Source organism: Pseudomonas serbiensis (genome assembly GCF_030580745.1).
In the GTDB taxonomy this organism is placed as follows: Bacteria; Pseudomonadota; Gammaproteobacteria; order Pseudomonadales; family Pseudomonadaceae; genus Aquipseudomonas; species Aquipseudomonas serbiensis.
In genome coordinates, this window is record NZ_JAUQOO010000002.1 from 88,965 (window position 1) to 108,367 (window position 19,403).

Below are 19,403 nucleotides of genomic sequence, written 5' to 3' on the forward strand. Positions count from 1 at the left end.
TATCCTCTCGGCTGTAGTCTTCTTCGCCATCTGCTGACCACTTCAACGCCTGCGCAGGCCAGATGCTTGAGTTGCGATGACGCGAAATCTTGAAATTCGTCCCGACCTGGATGAGGGTATCGACCGCAAGGTACTCAGCCAGTTACGTAACCGCTTCCTGACTCTCAATGACGGGCGGTATGCGCGCGCCATGGAAGGGCTCTCGACTCGTCAACAGAGTGTCCTGACGCTGTTGCCCCTGTGCTTTCACGTCAATCACCCCTTGCTTCCGGGCTATGTTTCCAGCAGCACGCCAGCGGGCGTTTCCCATTACGAACCCGATGCCCAGGCACTGGCAGAAGCTCAGCGGCTGACCCGTTCCTTTTCCTATAAAGCCCGCCACGGCAATCCGCCCCAGCCCATTCATGGCCTGTTCCTGATGGGCAGCCTCGGAACGCTGGCGCAGGCCGAGCAAAGCGATATGGACGTCTGGGTCTGCCACGACTCGGAGCTTGCACCAGAAGCCATCGCCGAACTGCGCAAGAAGTGCCAGGCGCTGGAAACCTGGGCTGCGTCCATGGGTGCAGAAGCGCACTTCTTTCTGATCGACCCGCAACGTTTCCGGGTCGGGGATCGCGACACCCAGCTCAGTTCCGACGATTGCGGCACAAGCCAGCACTATCTCCTGCTGGATGAGTTCTACCGCACCGCCATCTGGCTCGCCGGTCGCACGCCCATGTGGTGGCTGGTGCCGGTCTATGAAGAAGAACGCTACGCCGAGTACACCCACACGCTGCTGTCCAAGCGCTTCATCCGCGCCGACGAAGTACTCGACCTTGGCCCCATGACCCATATTCCACCGGGGGAATTCATCGGCGCGGGGCTTTGGCAACTGTTCAAAGGCATCGAATCGCCCTACAAGTCCGTCCTCAAGCTGTTACTGATCGAGGTCTACTCCAGCGAGCACCCAAGCGTTCAGTGCCTGAGCCTGCGCTTCAAACAGGCCGTATTCGCCAACCAGCTGGATCTGGACGAACTTGATCCCTACATGGTCGTGTACCAGAGGATCGAAGAGCACTTGCAGGCCCGCAACGAAGCGGAACGCCTGGAGCTGGTACGTCGCAGCCTGTATCTGAAGGTCAACAAGAAGCTCACCGGGCCAGCCCGTCAGCGCAGCAATAGCTGGCAGCGATTGCTGCTGGAACGCCTGACCAGGGAATGGGGCTGGGATGAGCGCCAACTGGCGCTGCTCGACAGCCGCAGCCAGTGGAAAGTCCGCCAGGTGGCCCATGAACGCCGGTCACTGGTCAACGAACTGAATTACAGCTATCGCTTCCTGGTGCAGTTCGCACGTACGCAAAACGCGCCAAACGCCATTACTGCCCGTGACGTCAGCGTGCTGGGCCGACGCTTGTATGCTGCGTTCGAGCGCAAGGCAGGCAAGGTCGAGTTCATCAACCCCGGCATCGCACCCGATCTGGCGGAAGACACCCTGACCCTGGTAAACGCCCCCAACAAGCGCGAACCGGGGAAAAACCAGTGGGCCTTGTACAACGGCAACCTTGGAGCACAGGAATGGCAAAGCTTCTCGCCCATCAAGCGCAGCCGGGAATTGCTTGAACTACTGACCTGGTGCCATCGCAACGGCGTGATCGACACCACCACCCGCCTGGCCTTGCACCCTGGCGCCAGCGACCTGAGCGAGCTTGAACTGTTCAACCTGCTGGGAGCCCTGCAACAGACAATCCCCTTGCCACTGAACGAAGTCAGCGACGAGCACCTGCTCAAACCCAGTGTGCCCAACGAGATACTCCTGCTGGTGAACGTGGGCGTCGATCCGCTCAGGCACCATCGTGACCTGAATATCCTGATGACGACCGAGCGTACCGACTCGCTCAGTTATGCTGGCGTGCGGGAGAATCTGGTGCTGACGCTGGACCAGATCACCCTCAACAGCTGGAACGAAACACTGGTCAGCCGCTACGACGGGCCTTACGCCTTGCTCGACTGCATGAGCGAGCTGCTCAGCAATCTGCCCGAGGGCGAGGCCCAGCCGCGCATACGTGTGCGCTGTTTCTGCCACAACCGTGCGCCGGCCATTGCGCAGCGGGTCGAGGAACTGATCAATACCGCGCAGTTGCTGCTCGCCAGAGGCCTGAACCATCGCTACCTGATTCAAGTGCAGCAGCAGTATCACGTACTGAAGATGATTCCCGGTCAAGTGGGCCATGTAGTGGTCAACAGCCTGTCAGGGCTGTTCAATTATCTGGGCGAAGAGTCACCGCGCTACAGCCCGTTGCATCTGGACCCGCAAGCCCTGGACGATCACGACCTGGCGCTGATCCTGCCCTATGGGCAGCCGGAGTGCATTCAGGTGTTCTATCGGGTCAACGAACCGGACGCCGACCTCTATGTGCTCGACGAACACAACGCGCTCTGGCACCAGCGCTTGCCGTATCACGACGAACAGAGCCTTTTGCTGCCCTTGCAGCGCTTCTTCCATTCACTGGTTTACCGGCGCGGCGCATCGCTGCCACTGGATAACCCGGCAGAACCTGTCTTGCTGGACATGCTTTATTACCAGGTATTGCCGTCCGGCGCAGGCCGCGCCCGGCGCATCGAACCCCGCACCGCGCCGACCGCTGCAGACAAGCCGTTCTATGACGTGCAAGCGATTATCGAAGAGACCTCACCGGGCCAGATGAACGTCACGCTGTATTGCGACAACAGCGAGTTTTCCGAACTGGAACATGGCGACCAGCTGTTTGCCGTGGTAGCCCAGCAGATCCTCGAACGCCGCCGCGAACCGCAACGCTACCGCTGCTACATCACCGACCTCGACCTCTCCGGCCTGCTGGATGACGGCCACGGGCAAAGCATCCTGTTCCTGCGCCACAAGGCAGAGCTGGAAAAGGCCCTGAATGAGGAAATGGAGAAGAGCAGTAGGTAAGCTGCAAGTCAAAAGCTTGAGGCTTACAGCTTAAAACTTACAGCTTCCCCTACAAATACTCCCCTGCCGCCTCCGGCTGATATTCCACCGCCAGCAGGGTGAGTTTGAGTGTTTTGCCGCCCGGAGCGGGCCAGTCGATGTGTTGGCCGACCTGCAAGCCCAGCAGGGCCGAGCCTATGGGCGCCAGTACAGAAACCGTGCCTTCGGCACCCGCGTCCTGCGGGTAGACCAGCTTGAGGTGATAATCCTTGCCACTGCCCTCTTCACGGCAATGCACACGCGAGTTCATGGTGACCAACCCGGCAGGCACTTCATCGTGACCGACGATCTGTTCGGCGCGGTCCAGTTCGGCCTGCAAGGCCTCGATGCCGGGGCTGGACACCGTCTGGCTATCGATAAGGCGCTCAAGGCGCTGTACATCGAGCCGGGTGAGGATGATGGAAGGTGTGGTGTTCATGGTTCAGGCAGTCTCCTTTCTTCTGCGCAACAAAAGCAAAACCCCGCCGATACGGCGGGGTTTTGACAAGCCCCTCTATCTAGAGAAGCAGGTTCTGACATTAACATCAGCCAATAAATACACAACCCGACGGGGCGTTAACCCGCGATGCGGTTTTCCTGGGCAAGCTCTCTGCGCTGATCGGCATCAAGGCGAATCTGACGCCGGCGCTCGTCATCGGCCGAACGCCATTCACGAATGTCTTCTACATGACGAAAACAGCCCAGACAGACTTTTTGCTCATCAAGCCGACACAGGCTGACACATGGCGAAGGCACGGCCGGGCTGACGTTGCTGTACAGCGGCTTGGGTGGTCGTGCGGGTGCAGTGTTATCGGTCACGGTCAGATCTCGTCGAAATCCAGCTCGACGCCAGCCTGCTCCTGAGTGATGCGTACCAGCATCTCGCTCAGCAACTCGTCGCTGCTGTCGCACACCCAACGGCTGGTTTCTTCGTCGTAGTCAAAATGAAAGCCGCCCGAGCGCGCTGCCAGCCAGAGCTGACGCAATGGCTCCTGGCGGCTGAAAATGAGCTGAGTGCCGTTCTCGAACTTTACGGTCAGTACGCCAGCAGAGTTTTCAAGGTCCAGGTCCAGATCGCTCTCGTCGAAAATGTCTTCCAGCGCTTGCTGGGTAGCATCCACCAGATCGTGAAAGCGGGCTTCGGTCAAACTCATTACGGGAACCTCGAAAAAATATCTGCTTATGGCACAGGGTCGCAAGATACGGACGCCGCACGGCAAATGCAAAACATACCCGCCAGACGCGCCCTGCAGCAGCTCATATGTAACGATAACGTCAAAGGCCCGCCGGACGGGTGGGCACCTGCATAGGCAAGCCGCCGGGTGGCCGGTATACTCGGGCGCAATTAATGCTTTTACAAAGGATTTCGCCATGAAGCGCCTGATCTCTTCGCTTGCTGCGCTCGTCGCGGTCGCTTGTCTTGTCACTGCGTGCGGCCAGAAAGGCCCGCTCTACCTGCCTGATGACACCAAATCATCCGACGAACAAGCCAAATCGCAATCGCACAAGCATCTTTAAGGGAATTACATGGACGCCTTCAACTACCGCGACGGTGAGCTGTTCGCGGAAGGAGTAGCATTGTCTGCCATTGCCGAGCGTTTCGGCACGCCGACCTATGTCTACTCCCGCGCTCACATCGAAGCGCAATACCGTGCCTACGCCGACGCCCTGAGCGGCATGCCGCATCTGGTGTGCTTCGCCGTAAAAGCCAACTCCAACCTGGGCGTACTCAATGTCCTGGCGCGTCTGGGCGCCGGTTTCGACATCGTGTCCCGTGGCGAACTGGAGCGTGTGCTGGCAGCCGGTGGCAAAGCCGAAAAGATCGTATTCTCCGGCGTCGGCAAGACCCGAGACGACATGCGCCGCGCCCTTGAAGTCGGCGTGCATTGCTTCAACGTCGAGTCCACTGACGAACTCGAACGCCTGCAAGTCGTGGCTGCCGAGCTGAATGTCCGTGCGCCGATCTCCCTGCGCGTCAACCCGGACGTGGATGCAGGCACTCACCCGTACATTTCCACGGGCCTCAAAGAGAACAAGTTCGGCATCGCCATCGCGGACGCCGAAGACGTCTACGTTCGCGCCTCGCAGTTGCCGAACCTGGAAGTGCTGGGTGTCGACTGCCATATCGGCTCGCAACTGACCACTCTGGAACCCTTCATCGATGCACTGGATCGCTTGCTCGATCTGGTGGATCGTCTTGGCGACTGCGGCATTCACTTGCGTCACATCGACCTGGGCGGCGGCCTGGGCGTTCGTTATCGCGATGAAGAGCCACCGCTGGCGGCTGACTACATCAAGGCCGTGCGCGAGCGCCTTGCCGGGCGTGACCTGGGGCTGATGTTCGAGCCGGGCCGCTTCATCGTGGCCAATGCGGGCGTGTTGCTGACTCAGGTCGAGTACCTCAAGCACACCGAGCACAAGGACTTCGCCATCGTCGATGCGGCCATGAACGACCTGATTCGCCCGGCGCTGTATCAGGCCTGGATGGATGTCACTGCCGTGCGCCCACGCGATGGCGCAGCACGTACCTATGACATCGTCGGCCCGATCTGCGAAACCGGTGATTTTCTGGCCAAGAGCCGCGAACTGGCTCTGGCTGAAGGCGATTTGCTGGCTGTTCACTCGGCCGGCGCCTATGGTTTTGTCATGAGCTCGAACTACAACACGCGCGGCCGTACTGCCGAAGTGTTGGTCGATGGTTCACAAGCCTTTGAAGTGCGCCGTCGCGAAACCGTGACCGAGCTGTTCGCTGGCGAAAGCCTGCTGCCGGAGTAAACCCATGCTGCTGCGTTTTACCAAGATGCATGGGCTGGGTAATGACTTCATGGTCCTGGACCTGGTGAGTCAGCACGCTCATATCTTGCCCAAGCACGCCAAACAATGGGGCGACCGCCACACCGGCATCGGTTTCGACCAGTTGCTGATCGTCGAAGCGCCCAGCAATCCGGACGTGGATTTCCGTTATCGGATCTTCAACTCCGATGGCTCCGAAGTGGAGCAGTGCGGCAACGGTGCCCGCTGCTTCGCCCGCTTCGTGCTGGACAAGCGCCTGACAGCCAAACGCCAGATCCGTGTCGAGACCAAGAGCGGCATCATCGAGCTGGATGTCCGCAACGACGGGCAGATCAGTGTCGACATGGGGCCGCCACGCCTGACCCCGCAAGAGATTCCGTTCACGGCTCCTGCCCAGGCGCTGAGCTACGACGTTGATGTCGACGGGCAGAACGTCGAGCTGGCCGCTGTTTCCATGGGCAACCCCCATGCGGTCCTGCGGGTGGACGACATCAACGGTGCGCCGGTGCATGAACTGGGTCCGAAGATCGAACATCACCCGCGCTTCCCGGCACGGGTCAATGTGGGCTTTCTTCACGTCATCGATCGCCAGCGTGCGCAACTGCGCGTCTGGGAGCGCGGCGCAGGGGAAACCCAGGCCTGCGGCACCGGCGCTTGCGCTGCGGCCGTCGCAGCCATCAGCCAGGGATGGATGGATTCACCTCTGTTGATCGACTTGCCCGGCGGGCGCTTGTCCATCGAGTGGGCAGGCCCTGGGCATCCTGTCATGATGACTGGCCCGGCAGTACGGGTTTACGAAGGCCAAGTTCGTCTATGAGTGAGCAAATGCGATGACCGATCAGCCTCCGGCTTCAACCAGCAACACCAGCGAATCGCCTGCCGATAGCGCAGTGCCAAACCTTGAAGCAGAGGCGGTTATCGCTTTCCTGCTCAAACAACCGGACTTCTTCGCCGAACACGACGAGTTACTGGTGTCGATGCGTATCCCTCACCAGCGCGGCGATACTGTCTCGCTGGTCGAGCGTCAGCTCAAATTGCTGCGTGAACGCAATATCGAAATGCGTCATCGACTCTCGCAGTTGATGGATGTTGCCCGCGACAACGATCGTCTGTTCGAGAAAACCCGGCGCCTCAACCTCGCCATGATGGACGCCACCAGCCTGGATGAACTCATCATTGCGGTGGAAGACAGCCTGCGTCAGGAGTTCAAGGTGCCTTTTGTCAGCCTTGTCCTGTTCAGTGACAACCCCATGCCGGTCGGCCGTTGGGTAAGCAGTGCCGACGCACAGAAAGCCATTGGCGGCCTGATTGGCGAGAAAACAGTGTGCGGCGCATTGCGCGAGCATGAACTGACCTTCCTGTTCGGCGACGAACAAAGCAAGGAAGTGGGCTCCACCGCAATCGTGACCCTGAATCATCTGGGCCTGCACGGTGTACTCGCCATCGGCAGCCGCGACCCACAGCACTATAAAAGCTCGGTCGGCACCCTGTTCCTCAGCTATATCGCTGACGTGCTGAGCCGCTTGCTGCCACGCTTCACTCACTCGCTACGCTCGGTTCGCTAGGCATGGAACAGCATCTGGACGCCTACTGCACTCACCTGCGCAGTGAGCGTCAGGTGTCGCCCCATACGCTGGAAGCCTACCGGCGCGACTTGAACAAAGTCCTCGAATTCAGCAAGAAAGCCAATATCTCAAGCTGGGTGGACCTGGATATCCAGCACCTGCGCAGCTTCATTGCCCGCCAGCATCAGCAAGGCCAGTCCTCACGAAGCCTGGCGCGCATGCTGTCGGCAGTGCGCGGGCTCTATAAGTACCTGTGCCGCGAAGGCCTGTGCGAGCACGACCCCGCCAATGGTCTTGCGCCTCCCAAAGGCGAGCGGCGACTGCCCAAGACCCTCGACACCGACCGCACAGCGCAACTTCTCGATGGCGCAGTCGAGGATGATTTTCTGGCTCATCGTGATCAGGCCATCCTTGAACTGCTGTATTCCTCAGGGCTGCGACTGTCGGAGCTTACGAGCCTGAACCTCGACCAGCTGGACCTGAGCGACGGACTGGTCCAGGTGCTCGGCAAAGGCAGCAAGACGCGCGTGCTTCCGGTGGGCAGCAAAGCCCGTCAGGCACTGGAAACCTGGCTGCCCCTGCGCGCCCTGGCCAACCCGCAGGACGACGCAGTGTTCGTCAGCCAGCAAGGCAAACGCCTTGGCCCACGAGCGATCCAGAAGCGGGTCAAGACCGCCGGAGAACGAGAACTGGGACAAAACCTGCACCCGCACATGCTGCGTCACTCATTTGCGAGCCATCTGCTGGAGTCCTCGCAGGACCTGCGCGCCGTGCAGGAACTGCTCGGCCATGCCGACATCAAGACCACACAAATCTATACCCACCTGGACTTTCAACATCTGGCCAGCGTGTACGACAGCGCCCACCCCCGCGCCAGACGCAAAGGATCTGCCGATGATTAAGCTCATTACTTTCGATCTCGATGACACGTTATGGGACACGGCCCCGGCCATCGCCAGTGCCGAAACGGTACTGCGCAACTGGCTGGGCGAGCATGCGCCCAGGCTCGGACCATTGCCGATCGAACACTTGTGGGAAATCCGCTCACGCCTGGTCGAAGCCGAGCCGACCCTCAAGCACCGCATCAGCGCCCTGAGACGACGGGTACTGTTTCATGCCCTGCAAGACGCAGGATACGGCTCCTGCGAAGCACAGGACCTGGCCGAAAAGAGTTTTGAAGTGTTCCTGCATGCCCGGCATCAGGTGCAGATATTCCCAGAGGTGCAACCGACCCTGGAAATCCTCGCCAAGACCTTCACCCTGGGCGTCATTACCAACGGCAATGCCGATGTGCGTCGCCTGGGTCTGGCGGACTACTTCACCTTCGCGCTATGCGCCGAAGACCTGGGCATCGGCAAACCCGATCCCGCGCCGTTTCTGGAAGCGCTCAAACGTGGCAACAGCGACGCCAGCAACGCCGTCCATATCGGCGACCACCCCAGCGACGATATAGAAGGCGCGCAGCGCGCCGGTCTGCGAGCCATCTGGTACAACCCGCAAGGCAAGGTCTGGGAGTCCGAGAAAAGACCGGATGCCGAGATCAGCAATCTGAACCAGCTACCCGAGATCCTGAAACGCCTGCAGGGGCAATGCTGATAAGAGGCTGCTTTCAAAAGTCTGATGGCTAGACTCACAATCAGTGGGAGGGGCCTTGGCCGCGACAGCATAGTTTCAGGCGCTGAAAATATGTTGCCTGTCAGCAGGTCGTCGCGGCCAAGGCCCCTCCCACAAGTACACATATGCCCTGACTGATCGCCCCTGCAAAAGCATCGCCCAAGAAAAAGCCCGCAGCGACAGCGGGCTTTTTCTCATACAGTCATTGCCCCCTTAGATAGGGCGGCTACCGTATTTGTTGTCTGGCTTCTTGGGCGGATCGGCGACCACATTGGCCTCCACTTCCTGCACCTTGCCACCACGAGCGAGGAATTCTTCCATCGCACGGGCCAGAGCATCACGCTCTTTGTTCTTGGCTTCTACGCTGGGCAGCTCATCGACCGAAACAGCAGCCTTGGACTTGCCCTTGGCAGGTGTAGCCGAGACTTCAGCACCATCATCAGAGTCGGCAGCGTCGTCTTCAGGAGCAGCAGCAAGCTCCTCGCCGTCTTCCTCACCTTCCAGATCGTCTACCAGATCGTCGTTATCGTTGTCGTCGTCGCTCATGTTCTACCTCATGACTTGCGAAAGCAGATTAGTTATAGCCCAACAGCCTCAAAAATCGAAGGCTGTCGGAAAAAATTCAACAACCACTGAAAACAGTGGTCATGTCCATTCACCCTGAAGGGTTGCAAGAACATTGCGAGCACCGCCAACCTCTCGATGCTCACCCAAATAAACACCTTGCCAGGTGCCCAACGCCAATCGCCCAGCCGTTACCGGTAAAACCAACTGGCAGCCTAACAAACTGGCCTTGAAATGCGCCGGCAAATCGTCAGGACCTTCGTCGTTATGTTCATATCCGTCAGTACCCTCTGGGACCAGACGGCTGAAAAAGCGCTCGAAATCACGACGTACCGCCGGGTCGGCATTCTCGTTGACGGTCAACGAGGCCGAGGTATGTTGCAGCCACAAATGCAGCAATCCGACTCGACAACCACGCAGCTCAGGCAAGCCTGCCAGTATCTCGTCCGTCACCAGATGAAACCCGCGAGGCCTTGCCCGGAGGGTGATTCTGGATTGATGCCACATACCGTTCTCCGCACGTTCGGCGCGCATTCTAACTCGACTGAGAAAAAAGCAAAGCGCGCAATAAACAAGCCGCTCCCGCAAGTTAACGATCATCCCCGTGACAGCATTACAACCGCTATACCGATAAGCCGTAATCATCGCTAACGACACAGACAATGGAAGCTGTAATGCGCGGATGGTTCACAAAGTCCGGATAAAAAAAATGCCCGGTGAGACCGGGCATTTTTCTGCAACTACGGCTGATTACAAGTTGTAGCCACGCTCGTTGTGTTGCGCAAGGTCCAGACCCACGGACTCTTCTTCGTCGGTCACACGCAGACCGATGACAACGTCCAGCACCTTGAGGATGATGTAGGTCACGATTGCGGTGTAGATGACGGTGAAGGCTACGCCCTTGAACTGAATCCAGACTTGAGCGCCGATGTCGGTCACAGTACCGAAACCGCCCAGTGCAGGAGCAGCGAACACACCGGTCAGGATCGCACCGACGATACCGCCGACACCGTGAACGCCGAATGCATCCAGGGAGTCATCGTAGCCCAGCTTGCGTTTCAGGCTGGTGGCGCAGAAGAAGCAGATCACGCCAGACGCCAGACCGATGATCAGGGCACCCATCGGGCCTGCGGTACCGGCAGCCGGAGTGATGGCAACCAGACCGGCAACCACGCCCGAAGCGATACCCAGGGCGCTTGGCTTGCCGTGAGTCAGCCACTCGGCGAACATCCAGCCCAGAGCAGCAGCAGCGGTAGCGATCTGGGTAACCAGCATGGCCATACCGGCAGTGCCGTTTGCAGCAGCAGCGGAACCGGCGTTGAAACCGAACCAACCGATCCACAGCATGGCTGCGCCGATCAGGGTGTAACCCAGGTTGTGCGGAGCCATCGGAGTGGTCGGGAAACCTTTACGCTTGCCCAGTACCAGACAGGCAACCAGACCAGCCACACCAGCGTTGATGTGAACGACGGTGCCGCCTGCGAAGTCCAGAACGCCCCAGTCCCACATCAGGCCACCGACACCACCCCAGACCATGTGGGCGATTGGTGCGTAGACCAGAGTGAACCAGATGCCCATGAAGATCAGCATCGCGGAGAACTTCATGCGTTCTGCGAAAGCACCGACAATCAGGGCCGGAGTGATGATGGCGAAGGTCATCTGGAAGGTGACGAACACTGCTTCAGGGAACAGGGCCGCAGAACCGGTGATGCTGGAAGGCGTGATGCCCGCCAGGAACGCCTTGCCCAGACCGCCGAAGAAGGAGTTGAAGTTGACGACGCCAGCTTCCATACCAGTAGTGTCGAACGCAAGGCTGTAGCCGTAAACGACCCACAGGATGCTGATCAGACCAGTGATAGCGAAGCACTGCATCATCACGGAAAGAATGTTTTTGGAGCGGACCATGCCGCCGTAGAACAAGGCAAGACCCGGAATGGTCATGAACAGTACCAGAGCGGTAGCTGTCAGCATCCAGGCTGTGTCACCTGAGTTGAGAACAGGGGCTGCCACTTCGTCTGCCGCCATGGCAAGGCCAGGGGTTACGAGGGACAACAGGGCTCCTAGCCCTGCGAATTGACGCAGAGTCATATTGTTTACTCCTGGGGCGTGGGGTTTGGCGGCTTAAATGGCGTCGGTATCGGTTTCGCCGGTACGGATGCGTATAGCCTGTTCCAGATTCACAACAAAAATTTTGCCGTCCCCGATCTTGCCGGTGTTGGCAGCCTTGGTGATGGCCTCGATGACACGATCCAGATCCTTGTCATCGATAGCGACGTCGATCTTCACTTTTGGAAGGAAGTCGACTACGTATTCAGCACCGCGATACAGCTCGGTGTGTCCCTTTTGGCGACCGAAACCTTTTACCTCGGTAACAGTGATGCCCTGCACGCCGATTTCGGACAGCGACTCGCGCACGTCGTCCAACTTGAACGGCTTGATGATGGCAGTGACTAGCTTCATGAAAACTTTCTCCCGAATTGGTGGACTTGCCCCAGGAAAACAAACCCGACTCAAGTCTAAGCGCAGTGCCTGGCTTTGTAACGTGTCGGCCGCCGGTTAAAGGCCAGACCAACTCCAGAAAACCGCTTCTGACGAAACACATCCCCGCTCCGCCTGCCGCACTGCATTCGTCACAGCGACTGCATCAGTGCATGGGTCACAAGCCATTAAGCAGAAAGCTTGCCATCTCCTGAATATTCATCAAATACAGGGCCTTGAGCACTTTTTCAGCCGTGAAAACCCTATCGGCCACCGAACAACGCACAACTACAGTGCACTCGTGCACGCCCCGACGCTCAATAACTGTGCATCGCCAATGCACTGAAAATGACTATAGACGCTGCGTGCTACACTGCCGCCCATCTGATTCAGGAAAAACATCATGCTCGCGCCCAAAGCTTTCCTCGACGCCCTGAGCGGCCACGCCTCCCGCCTGTTCAACGGCGAAACCCCACTGCCACGCAACGAATTCGAGACCCAGTTCAAGGCCCTGCTGCAAAGCGGCTTCAGCAAACTGGATCTGGTCAGCCGCGAAGAGTTCGACAGCCAGATGGCCGTCCTTGCCCGCACACGGGCTCGTCTTGAGGCGCTGGAGGCGAAGGTGGCGCAGATGGAAGAAAAGATCGGGGCCAGCGGCCGGGACGACTGACGTCTGGAGCGATAAGAAGGGATGCATGGCAACGTTTCAATTTCACGATGACCTTGACGGCGCCAAGGCTCATTCAGCGACCCTGGCGCTGCACAGGCTGGAATTCGGGCATCGTGGCTTCCTTCCCCAGCCAGACGACCTGACGGGAACGGTCACATTTATTCGCTATGGCAATAAGTGCTACGCCGTCACTGCCAAGCATGTAGTGGATTCTCTTGCTCGCAAGGCAGCCGAGAGCTATCAACCCCTTCGTTACTTCTGCCCGGTAAACAAGGGGCTGACGATCAAAGGCCCATTTATATCTGCGCCGCTGGACTTCGCGAATAATCAGCCCGATGTCGCTATAACTCCAATCATCGAAGCTTATGTCCTGAGTATCGGTAAACGGCCATTCGTGATCCCGGAACATGATCCTGTCTGGCCCCTGCCTTACGCCATGGCAACAGGATTCCCGACTGCCGAAAAAAGGGATGTGTCAGACAAGTCAGGCAACACCAATCTGAGCATGGGTTTTGTAAGAGCCATCGCAGAAGGCAATGGCGCTGATGGCAAGCATCACAGCGTTACCTTTTACAGCGATCTCGACGCACTACCTCCCATTACAAAGCTGAGTGGCATGAGCGGAGGGCCGGTGTTCTGGTCGGACACCGAACGTTATGGCCTCGTCGGCTTTGTAAAAGAAGCACTGGAACAGGATGGCGGAGAAGTGACCAGCGACACACCCAAGGTCCACTTCGTGGTGCAAAGAGCTGATAGCTTCATTCTGCGTGAATGGATTGATCACGTAGAACGAAACTGGCCTCGTGAAAGAGAAAAGCAGGATGCCCAGGAAGCCCTTTTTTTCAAGGAAACAGAAGAGAAGAGCCAGCGTGACCTGCAAGAGTTTCTCAGGCGTTCACGCCTGAATATCGCCTATCGCGAATGGCGCGCCAGACTGAAACCGGGTGACCGGTCGCCACGCAAAAGAAACTACGAGCAATACTTCCCCGATTGGTTTTGAAAGTCAGGGCAAGGGTTTGATCAAAGCTATCCGGCAAAACCCACCACCTGAATAAAGACTGCCCAACTACCGAGCAGAATCCAGAAAACTGCAAAAATCCAGGGCGTACGCATCGAAAACAGCAACGCCTTGCGATACCCCTTATGCGTAGACTCATGCTCATTGAACAGCGGCGATTCGTCATACGCGATGCCCATGATCGGCTCACTGCGCAGCAACTCGCTTTGCTTGTAATGCCAATGATCGATGATGTCGTAAGCCGCACGAATCCCCGGCCAGGCATTCAACGAACTCAACGCCCCCAACAACGCCAGAAACGGCGGCACAAACATCGTGAACAGCTTGCCCCACTCCGGATTGAGATTGGCCATGCAGGAAGCGAAAGCGATCACAAGAAAGGATTGCGCAGTCAGATAGGCATCCGTTCGGTTGGCCAGAATGGTGGTTTCGTACTGGATCTCCTTTCGGTAGAAATCCAGACGGTCCTTGGGGGAGCCGAACATCTTGGCATCGTGTTCGGTGGCGTTGGAGGTTGTGTCTGTGGTTTGGGAGGTCAGAATTCTTGGCAAGAGCGGTGGTCTCCATGCGGGTTGCCTTGAATGGAGAGTGACCTGTGTGGGGGCTGGGTGTTCAGAAGAATTTACGGGGGGAGTAAATGCTATCGTGATTACACGGCTTCTACCGCGCGCCGGGCTCAGCACATGCAGAGGATCTTCTGCTGGCGTGGTCCAGAAATGGAACCGACCGCTGTCAATCTCATCTATGATTGTGCGATTGCCTTTTAAGGGCGGATGATTGGCGTGATGAGGCAAAGCTATACAGATGTATTTGCAATAGTTTTGCCAAAAATCAGTTGGAGATGGAGTTCGATGAAAATCATCCCTACAATAAGGGCGTTTTTTGGATTTCTCAATATCAAAATGATATCATTAATTCCAAAATGTCACTCTGACTACGCTCATTGAGGAGCGTCAGCCGAATTATTCAAAGGAAGGATCATAGAATGTGGTTCAAGATGCTACTTAGGGCTTTGCTCCCTACCTTTGCCCCCATACCCGAGAAGCGCTCTATTGAAGCAGATGCTGTCGTGGCGCATAAAATTGTTCGTTCCTATGCTCGGGGCAATGTGAATCTGCAGCGCGGCCGATACATGACGGCAGACAAACTCGAAGCTCGCAAGCGCCAGCTCGCTCTCCATTCGTTCTGAGAAAGCTTACATCGTGACAAACTTGTCCCTTCCTGATGTGCAGGAGTTGGATCAGCGCGCACACGCCCATGAATTGGTGCGCCTATTCCAACTCGCCGAGAACAAGATCAAGCTGGTCGAAAACCTCAATGGCGAGCTGTCCATTCCCGCGATAAATGAGCTGCGCTACGCTGGCTATCACATGGCCCAGTATTTGGCAGGAACCGGGGAAGCTCCTGAAACGCAGCTAAGCAAAGCTGAAAATCACTGTAAACGAGCCATCTATGATGCCGTAGAAGCGGGGATCATCAACCAATTAGAGCTGATCAAGAAATTCCAAAATGACTTCGCAGGTGTAGCCATCAAGGATGTCATTCCGCACTACTCGGACCTCCGTAAACGAATCAAAGCTGCGCAGAAGCTGCTCTCTAAATCCAAGGAAGAAAAGCAGAAACGAGCTGACTACTATGAAGAATGCTCAGCGCACCTCGAAAATCTTCGCATTACGTACGAGGAGCTTGAAGACAACCGCGATGATCTAGTAAGGCAGTTGACCAAGACCAATCGAGAGGTGCGTAACTATTTCATGATGGGAGCTACGCTGCTCGTCTGCACTGTGGCCATGATCTACGCAATGCTGGGTTACCATAAACCATTAGCCGAGCCGACTATTGCACTGCAACACCCCCCAGCGCCGGCTGAGGTAGCAAAGCCATAGAACCGCTACGTGTAGAATGACAGGTTTTGGGCGAGCCTAAGCGTGGAGCGTTGACGCTTGCTCAATTACCACTCATGAAAAACACGCCCAGGAAAACCTACTCCCCCGACACAAACAGTAGAAGTTCCCTTCTAGCCCCCCAAAAAACCTGTCTATCCTTCAACACACCGCAGGAAGCGGCTCTCGTCATCAAGGAAGATCATGTCTCTCGCCATCGTCCACAGCCGCGCCCAGGTTGGTGTGGAAGCACCTGCCGTTACGGTCGAAGCCCATCTGGCTAACGGCTTGCCAACCCTGACGCTGGTCGGTTTGCCGGAAGGCGCGGTCAAGGAAAGCAAGGATAGGGTGCGCAGTGCCATTCTCAATTCGGGGCTGGATTTTCCGGCGCGGCGGATCACGCTCAATCTCGCTCCGGCTGATTTGCCGAAAGACGGTGGCCGCTTTGATCTGGCCATTGCGCTGGGGTTGCTGGGTGCAAGCGGGCAGTTGCCGTTGCTGGCGTTGCAGGATGTGGAGTGTCTGGGCGAGCTGGCATTGTCGGGGGCGATTCGGCCGGTTCAGGGGGTGTTGCCTGCTGCGCTGGCGGCTCGGGCGGCAGAGCGCACGCTGATCATTCCGGCGGCGAATGCTGAAGAAGCGTGTCTGGCTTCGGGGTTGCGGGTCATTGCGGTGAATCATTTGCTGGAGCTGGTCGCGCATTTCAATGGGCGCACGCCTATCCAGCCTTATCAGAGCAGCGGGCTTTTGCATCAGCCCAAGCCTTACCCGGATTTGAGCGAAGTTCAGGGCCAGACCGCCGCCAAGCGCGCCTTGGTGGTGGCGGCGGCCGGGGCGCACAACCTGCTTTTCAGTGGCCCGCCGGGCACGGGCAAAACCTTGCTGGCCAGTCGCTTGCCGGGGCTGTTGCCGCCGCTGGATGAGTACGAAGCGCTGGAGGTGGCGGCGATTCAGTCGGTGGCCAGTCAGGTGCCGCTGAGCAGTTGGCCACAGCGGCCTTTCAGGCAACCTCATCACTCGGCGTCAGGGCCTGCGTTGGTTGGCGGTGGCAGTCGCCCTCAACCTGGCGAGATAACATTGGCTCATCACGGAGTTTTATTTTTAGATGAATTACCCGAATTCGACCGCCGCGTGCTGGAGGTTTTGCGCGAGCCGCTGGAGTCTGGCCATATCGTGATTTCCCGGGCGCGGGATCGGGTGCGGTTCCCGGCACGCTTTCAACTGGTCGCAGCCATGAACCCTTGCCCGTGCGGTTATATGGGTGAACCCACCGGACGGTGCCGCTGTTCGACCGAGCAGATCCAGCGTTATCGCAACAAGCTGTCCGGGCCGTTGCTGGACCGGATCGATCTGCACCTGACTGTCGCTCGCGAAGCCACTGCCCTCAACCCGGCACCACAGACCGGCGACGACACTGCCAGTGCCGCCGCGCTGGTTGCAAAAGCCCGTGATCGCCAGCAAAGACGCCAAGGCTGCGCCAATGCCTTCCTCGATCTACCGGGACTGCGTGAGCATTGTGAGTTGTCGGCGGCCGATGAAACCTGGCTGGAAACGGCCTGTGAGCGGCTGACCCTATCGTTGCGGGCCGCGCACCGGCTGCTGAAAGTGGCGAGAACCCTGGCGGATCTGGAGCAGGTGGATGCGATTGATCGTCGCCATCTGGCCGAAGCGTTGCAGTATCGGCCTGCGAGTAATTGAGATCGGTTTCTATGGCAGTCACATCTTTTCGCGGATAAATCCGCTCCTACACGGCTCGGTAGGAGCGAATTCATTCGCGAAAAACAATCAACGGAAGCGATCAACCTCTTGGCGCAACTCAGCCGCCAGGGAGTTGAGCTCTTCGGCGGTGATTGCCAGGTTGGACACCACTTCGCGTTGTTCGCTGTTGGCCATGGCGATGCTTTGCAGGTTGCTGCTCAGCATGGTGGCGGTGCTGCTTTGCTCTTGCGTGGCCGTGGTGATCGCTGCGAACTGGTGGCCGGCGGAGCGGCTTTGTTCGTCGATCTGGGCCAGTGCAGCCGCAACCTTGGCGTTACGCGACAGGCCGTCCTGCATCAGGACGTTGCCCTGCTGCATGGTGCTGATGGCGTTGCCGGTTTCTTGCTGGATGCTGGCGATCATGCCGGAGATTTCGTCAGTGGCCTGACGGGTACGCGAAGCCAGGCTGCGAACCTCATCGGCTACCACGGCAAAGCCGCGGCCTTGTTCACCGGCACGGGCCGCTTCGATGGCTGCGTTGAGTGCCAGCAGGTTGGTCTGGTCGGCAATCGAGGTAATCACGCCGACGATGCTGCCGATTTCCTGGGAACGCTGCCCCAGTGTGTCGATCACGGTCGCAGTGCTGTTCAACGACGTTGCGATCTGTTGCAGCGCAGAAGACGCTTCGTCCATGGAGGTACGACCGATGCGGGTCTGTTGCGCGTTTTCCTGCGCCAGACGCTCGGTGTTCTTCATGTTGTCGGCAATATTCAGAGAGGTAGCGCTGAACTCTTCGACCGCGCCAGCCATGCTGGTGATTTCGCCGGACTGCTGCTCCATGCCTTCATAAGCGCCTCCCGACAGACCGGACAATGCATGAGCACGGGTGCTCACTTCCTGGGCCGCGGTACGGATATGAGAAACCATGTTCGACAGGGCTTCGCTCATCTTGTTGAAGCTACCCGCCAGTTGCCCGATCTCGTCGTGGCTGGAAACCTGCAAGCGGACGCTCAGGTCGCCGGAGCCCAGGGCATCGGCCTGACGCACCAGTTCAGACAACGGACGCAATTTGCTGCGCAGCAGCCAGATGGCGCCGCCCACGGAAATCAACATCGCCAGCAGGCTGCCAATGGCCAGCTTGGTGCCTACGCTCCAGGTGACTTCGCTGATCTCGTCACCCGGCATGCTGGCCAGTACGGTCCACGGGCCACCGCTGAAAGGCTGGCCAACGCTGTAGAAATCCTGCACGCCATCGTTCCAGAACAGTCCTTTGCCTGGCTGTTTGACCGCTCCGGCTACGGACTTGGCAGCATCATCAGGCGATTTGGCGCCTGCTGGCGCGACCAGCCACCGGTTTTGCTCGTCCAGCAATGCCAGCGAGCCGGTCTTGCCGATACGGAAGTTTCTGAGGTTCTCGAACTGGGCTTTCTGCGCGTCGGTGTAATCAAAGCCTACGAACAAGGCTGCAATGATCTTGCCGCTGCTGTCACGAACCGGGCTGTATTGGGTCATGTAGTAGCGTTCAAACAACACTGCCTTGCCCACATACTCCTGACCGGCCATCAGGCGCTCATAGGCCGGGCCTTTGCGATCAAGCACTGTGCCGATGGCGCGAGTGCCGTCCTGCTTGCTCAGGGAGGTGCTGATGCGAACGAAGTCATCGCCACTGCGCACGAAAATAGTGGCGACACCCGCCGTCAGACGACGAAACTCGTCGACCTCGGTAAAGTCGTTGTTCAGAGCTGTATCACCCAGATACAAGCCCGGGGTCTGGGTCCCGGCCACGGTGACAGGCTTGTCGGTCTGCAGGCTCAGGCCGCCAGAGAAACGCTTTTCAAACAGCCCGCTCAGGCGCTGCGTGCTGTCACGCAAGGTGCTGTGAAAAGTGTTGAGCTGGTCAGCGAGCAGACGAGCCTCACTGGACATGTGTTCTTCACGGATGACAAGGTTGGCAGCGTCCAGAGATCGCAAGGCGAAAAGAGTACTGCCGCTTATCACCACCGCAAGAATCACAGCCAAAGCAATACCGAGTTGCGAAGCAATCCGGGCACGGGGCTTGGACATAAAGGCTCCAGGCTGAATTATCGGGTTCGCCAACTCCCTGGCCGACCATCCAGCAAATTCTAATAAGATTTGAGATTAAACCGTTTTGAACAAACGGCCCTTCAAGAGT

The 19,403-nt window shown here is 58.0% G+C and carries 21 protein-coding genes and 1 pseudogene; 12 read left to right on the top strand and 10 right to left on the bottom strand.

Annotated elements, in window-relative coordinates:
- Positions 1 to 76: 76 nt before the first annotated feature.
- Positions 77 to 2,929 (top strand): class I adenylate cyclase, encoded by a 2,853-nt coding sequence (locus Q6A51_RS03350; RefSeq protein WP_201019442.1) that lies wholly within the window; start codon positions 77 to 79, stop codon positions 2,927 to 2,929.
- A 49-nt stretch (positions 2,930 to 2,978) separates the two neighbouring features.
- On the opposite strand, the gene rnk is transcribed toward Q6A51_RS03350, so the two are convergent.
- The 3 genes from rnk to cyaY form a co-directional block, all read right to left on the bottom strand.
- Positions 2,979 to 3,386, bottom strand: coding sequence for a nucleoside diphosphate kinase regulator (gene rnk / locus Q6A51_RS03355; RefSeq protein ID WP_201001102.1), 408 nt, complete (start codon positions 3,384 to 3,386; stop codon positions 2,979 to 2,981).
- Positions 3,387 to 3,523: 137 nt separating this feature from the next.
- A complete protein-coding gene (locus Q6A51_RS03360) occupies positions 3,524 to 3,766 on the bottom strand; it encodes a DUF1289 domain-containing protein (protein WP_201001100.1) in 243 nt (80 codons plus the stop codon).
- Positions 3,767 to 3,768: 2 nt separating this feature from the next.
- Complete coding sequence (gene cyaY / locus Q6A51_RS03365; protein WP_025257960.1) at positions 3,769 to 4,101, bottom strand: iron donor protein CyaY; 333 nt, start codon at positions 4,099 to 4,101, stop codon at positions 3,769 to 3,771.
- Between the two features lie 217 nt (positions 4,102 to 4,318).
- On the opposite strand from cyaY, the gene lptM reads away from it, so the two are divergent.
- Genes lptM through Q6A51_RS03395 form a run of 6 tightly spaced genes read left to right on the top strand, consistent with a single transcriptional unit; the run spans position 4,319 to position 8,901 of the window.
- Complete coding sequence (gene lptM, locus Q6A51_RS03370) at positions 4,319 to 4,465, top strand: LPS translocon maturation chaperone LptM (RefSeq protein ID WP_038399723.1); 147 nt, start codon at positions 4,319 to 4,321, stop codon at positions 4,463 to 4,465.
- Positions 4,466 to 4,474: 9 nt separating this feature from the next.
- On the top strand, positions 4,475 to 5,722 hold the full coding sequence (lysA, locus tag Q6A51_RS03375) for a diaminopimelate decarboxylase (protein ID WP_201019443.1): 1,248 nt from the start codon (positions 4,475 to 4,477) through the stop codon (positions 5,720 to 5,722).
- 4 nt (positions 5,723 to 5,726) lie between these two features.
- Entirely contained in the window at positions 5,727 to 6,557 is an 831-nt protein-coding gene (gene dapF, locus Q6A51_RS03380; protein WP_201019444.1) for a diaminopimelate epimerase, read from the top strand.
- 13 nt (positions 6,558 to 6,570) lie between these two features.
- Positions 6,571 to 7,305 carry a DUF484 family protein gene (locus Q6A51_RS03385; RefSeq protein WP_201001092.1) on the top strand — a complete coding sequence of 245 codons (735 nt, stop codon included), beginning with the start codon at positions 6,571 to 6,573 and terminating at the stop codon, positions 7,303 to 7,305.
- A gap of 2 nt (positions 7,306 to 7,307) precedes the next feature.
- Entirely contained in the window at positions 7,308 to 8,207 is a 900-nt protein-coding gene (gene xerC / locus Q6A51_RS03390; protein ID WP_201001090.1) for a tyrosine recombinase XerC, read from the top strand.
- Entirely contained in the window at positions 8,200 to 8,901 is a 702-nt protein-coding gene (locus tag Q6A51_RS03395; protein ID WP_304574134.1) for an HAD family hydrolase, read from the top strand. The genes xerC and Q6A51_RS03395 overlap by 8 nt, the downstream gene beginning before the upstream one ends.
- Positions 8,902 to 9,132: 231 nt before the next feature.
- Here the strand turns inward: Q6A51_RS03395 and sutA are convergent, their stop codons facing one another.
- From sutA to glnK, 4 genes are all read right to left on the bottom strand, one after another.
- On the bottom strand, positions 9,133 to 9,465 hold the full coding sequence (sutA, locus tag Q6A51_RS03400; protein ID WP_025257954.1) for a transcriptional regulator SutA: 333 nt from the start codon (positions 9,463 to 9,465) through the stop codon (positions 9,133 to 9,135).
- A 99-nt stretch (positions 9,466 to 9,564) separates the two neighbouring features.
- Positions 9,565 to 9,990 carry a secondary thiamine-phosphate synthase enzyme YjbQ gene (locus Q6A51_RS03405; RefSeq protein WP_201001086.1) on the bottom strand — a complete coding sequence of 142 codons (426 nt, stop codon included), beginning with the start codon at positions 9,988 to 9,990 and terminating at the stop codon, positions 9,565 to 9,567.
- 243 nt (positions 9,991 to 10,233) lie between these two features.
- Positions 10,234 to 11,571 carry an ammonium transporter gene (locus Q6A51_RS03410; protein ID WP_198729352.1) on the bottom strand — a complete coding sequence of 446 codons (1,338 nt, stop codon included), beginning with the start codon at positions 11,569 to 11,571 and terminating at the stop codon, positions 10,234 to 10,236.
- A gap of 33 nt (positions 11,572 to 11,604) precedes the next feature.
- Positions 11,605 to 11,943 carry a P-II family nitrogen regulator gene (gene glnK, locus Q6A51_RS03415; RefSeq protein WP_002555808.1) on the bottom strand — a complete coding sequence of 113 codons (339 nt, stop codon included), beginning with the start codon at positions 11,941 to 11,943 and terminating at the stop codon, positions 11,605 to 11,607.
- A gap of 421 nt (positions 11,944 to 12,364) precedes the next feature.
- Between glnK and Q6A51_RS03420 the strand changes: the two genes are divergently transcribed.
- Together Q6A51_RS03420 and Q6A51_RS03425 are read left to right on the top strand one after the other, a co-directional pair.
- Entirely contained in the window at positions 12,365 to 12,631 is a 267-nt protein-coding gene (locus Q6A51_RS03420) for an accessory factor UbiK family protein (protein WP_201019446.1), read from the top strand.
- 25 nt (positions 12,632 to 12,656) lie between these two features.
- Positions 12,657 to 13,631 (top strand): hypothetical protein, encoded by a 975-nt coding sequence (locus tag Q6A51_RS03425; protein ID WP_304574135.1) that lies wholly within the window; start codon positions 12,657 to 12,659, stop codon positions 13,629 to 13,631.
- Positions 13,632 to 13,657: 26 nt separating this feature from the next.
- Here Q6A51_RS03425 and Q6A51_RS03430 read toward each other — a convergent pair whose 3' ends face one another.
- Positions 13,658 to 14,200: a hypothetical protein gene (locus tag Q6A51_RS03430; RefSeq protein WP_201001079.1), complete on the bottom strand. Its 543-nt coding sequence runs from the start codon at positions 14,198 to 14,200 to the stop codon at positions 13,658 to 13,660.
- A gap of 434 nt (positions 14,201 to 14,634) precedes the next feature.
- On the opposite strand from Q6A51_RS03430, the gene Q6A51_RS03435 reads away from it, so the two are divergent.
- The 3 genes from Q6A51_RS03435 (at position 14,635) to Q6A51_RS03445 (ending at position 17,230) form a co-directional block, all read left to right on the top strand.
- Positions 14,635 to 14,838 carry a hypothetical protein gene (locus Q6A51_RS03435; protein ID WP_201019449.1) on the top strand — a complete coding sequence of 68 codons (204 nt, stop codon included), beginning with the start codon at positions 14,635 to 14,637 and terminating at the stop codon, positions 14,836 to 14,838.
- A 22-nt stretch (positions 14,839 to 14,860) separates the two neighbouring features.
- Positions 14,861 to 15,535, top strand: a complete 675-nt coding sequence (locus tag Q6A51_RS03440; protein ID WP_304574136.1) for a hypothetical protein — start codon at positions 14,861 to 14,863, stop codon at positions 15,533 to 15,535.
- Between the two features lie 201 nt (positions 15,536 to 15,736).
- Positions 15,737 to 17,230 carry a YifB family Mg chelatase-like AAA ATPase gene (locus Q6A51_RS03445; RefSeq protein WP_304574137.1) on the top strand — a complete coding sequence of 498 codons (1,494 nt, stop codon included), beginning with the start codon at positions 15,737 to 15,739 and terminating at the stop codon, positions 17,228 to 17,230.
- Between the two features lie 87 nt (positions 17,231 to 17,317).
- Here Q6A51_RS03445 and Q6A51_RS27390 read toward each other — a convergent pair whose 3' ends face one another.
- Both Q6A51_RS27390 and Q6A51_RS27395 read right to left on the bottom strand, forming a co-directional pair.
- Positions 17,318 to 18,178 carry a methyl-accepting chemotaxis protein gene (locus Q6A51_RS27390; protein WP_405046119.1) on the bottom strand — a complete coding sequence of 287 codons (861 nt, stop codon included), beginning with the start codon at positions 18,176 to 18,178 and terminating at the stop codon, positions 17,318 to 17,320.
- Positions 18,173 to 19,294, bottom strand: a pseudogene (locus Q6A51_RS27395) (Cache 3/Cache 2 fusion domain-containing protein); the annotation flags it as partial. The pseudogene Q6A51_RS27395 and the gene Q6A51_RS27390, both read right to left, overlap by 6 nt.
- Positions 19,295 to 19,403: the final 109 nt, after the last annotated feature.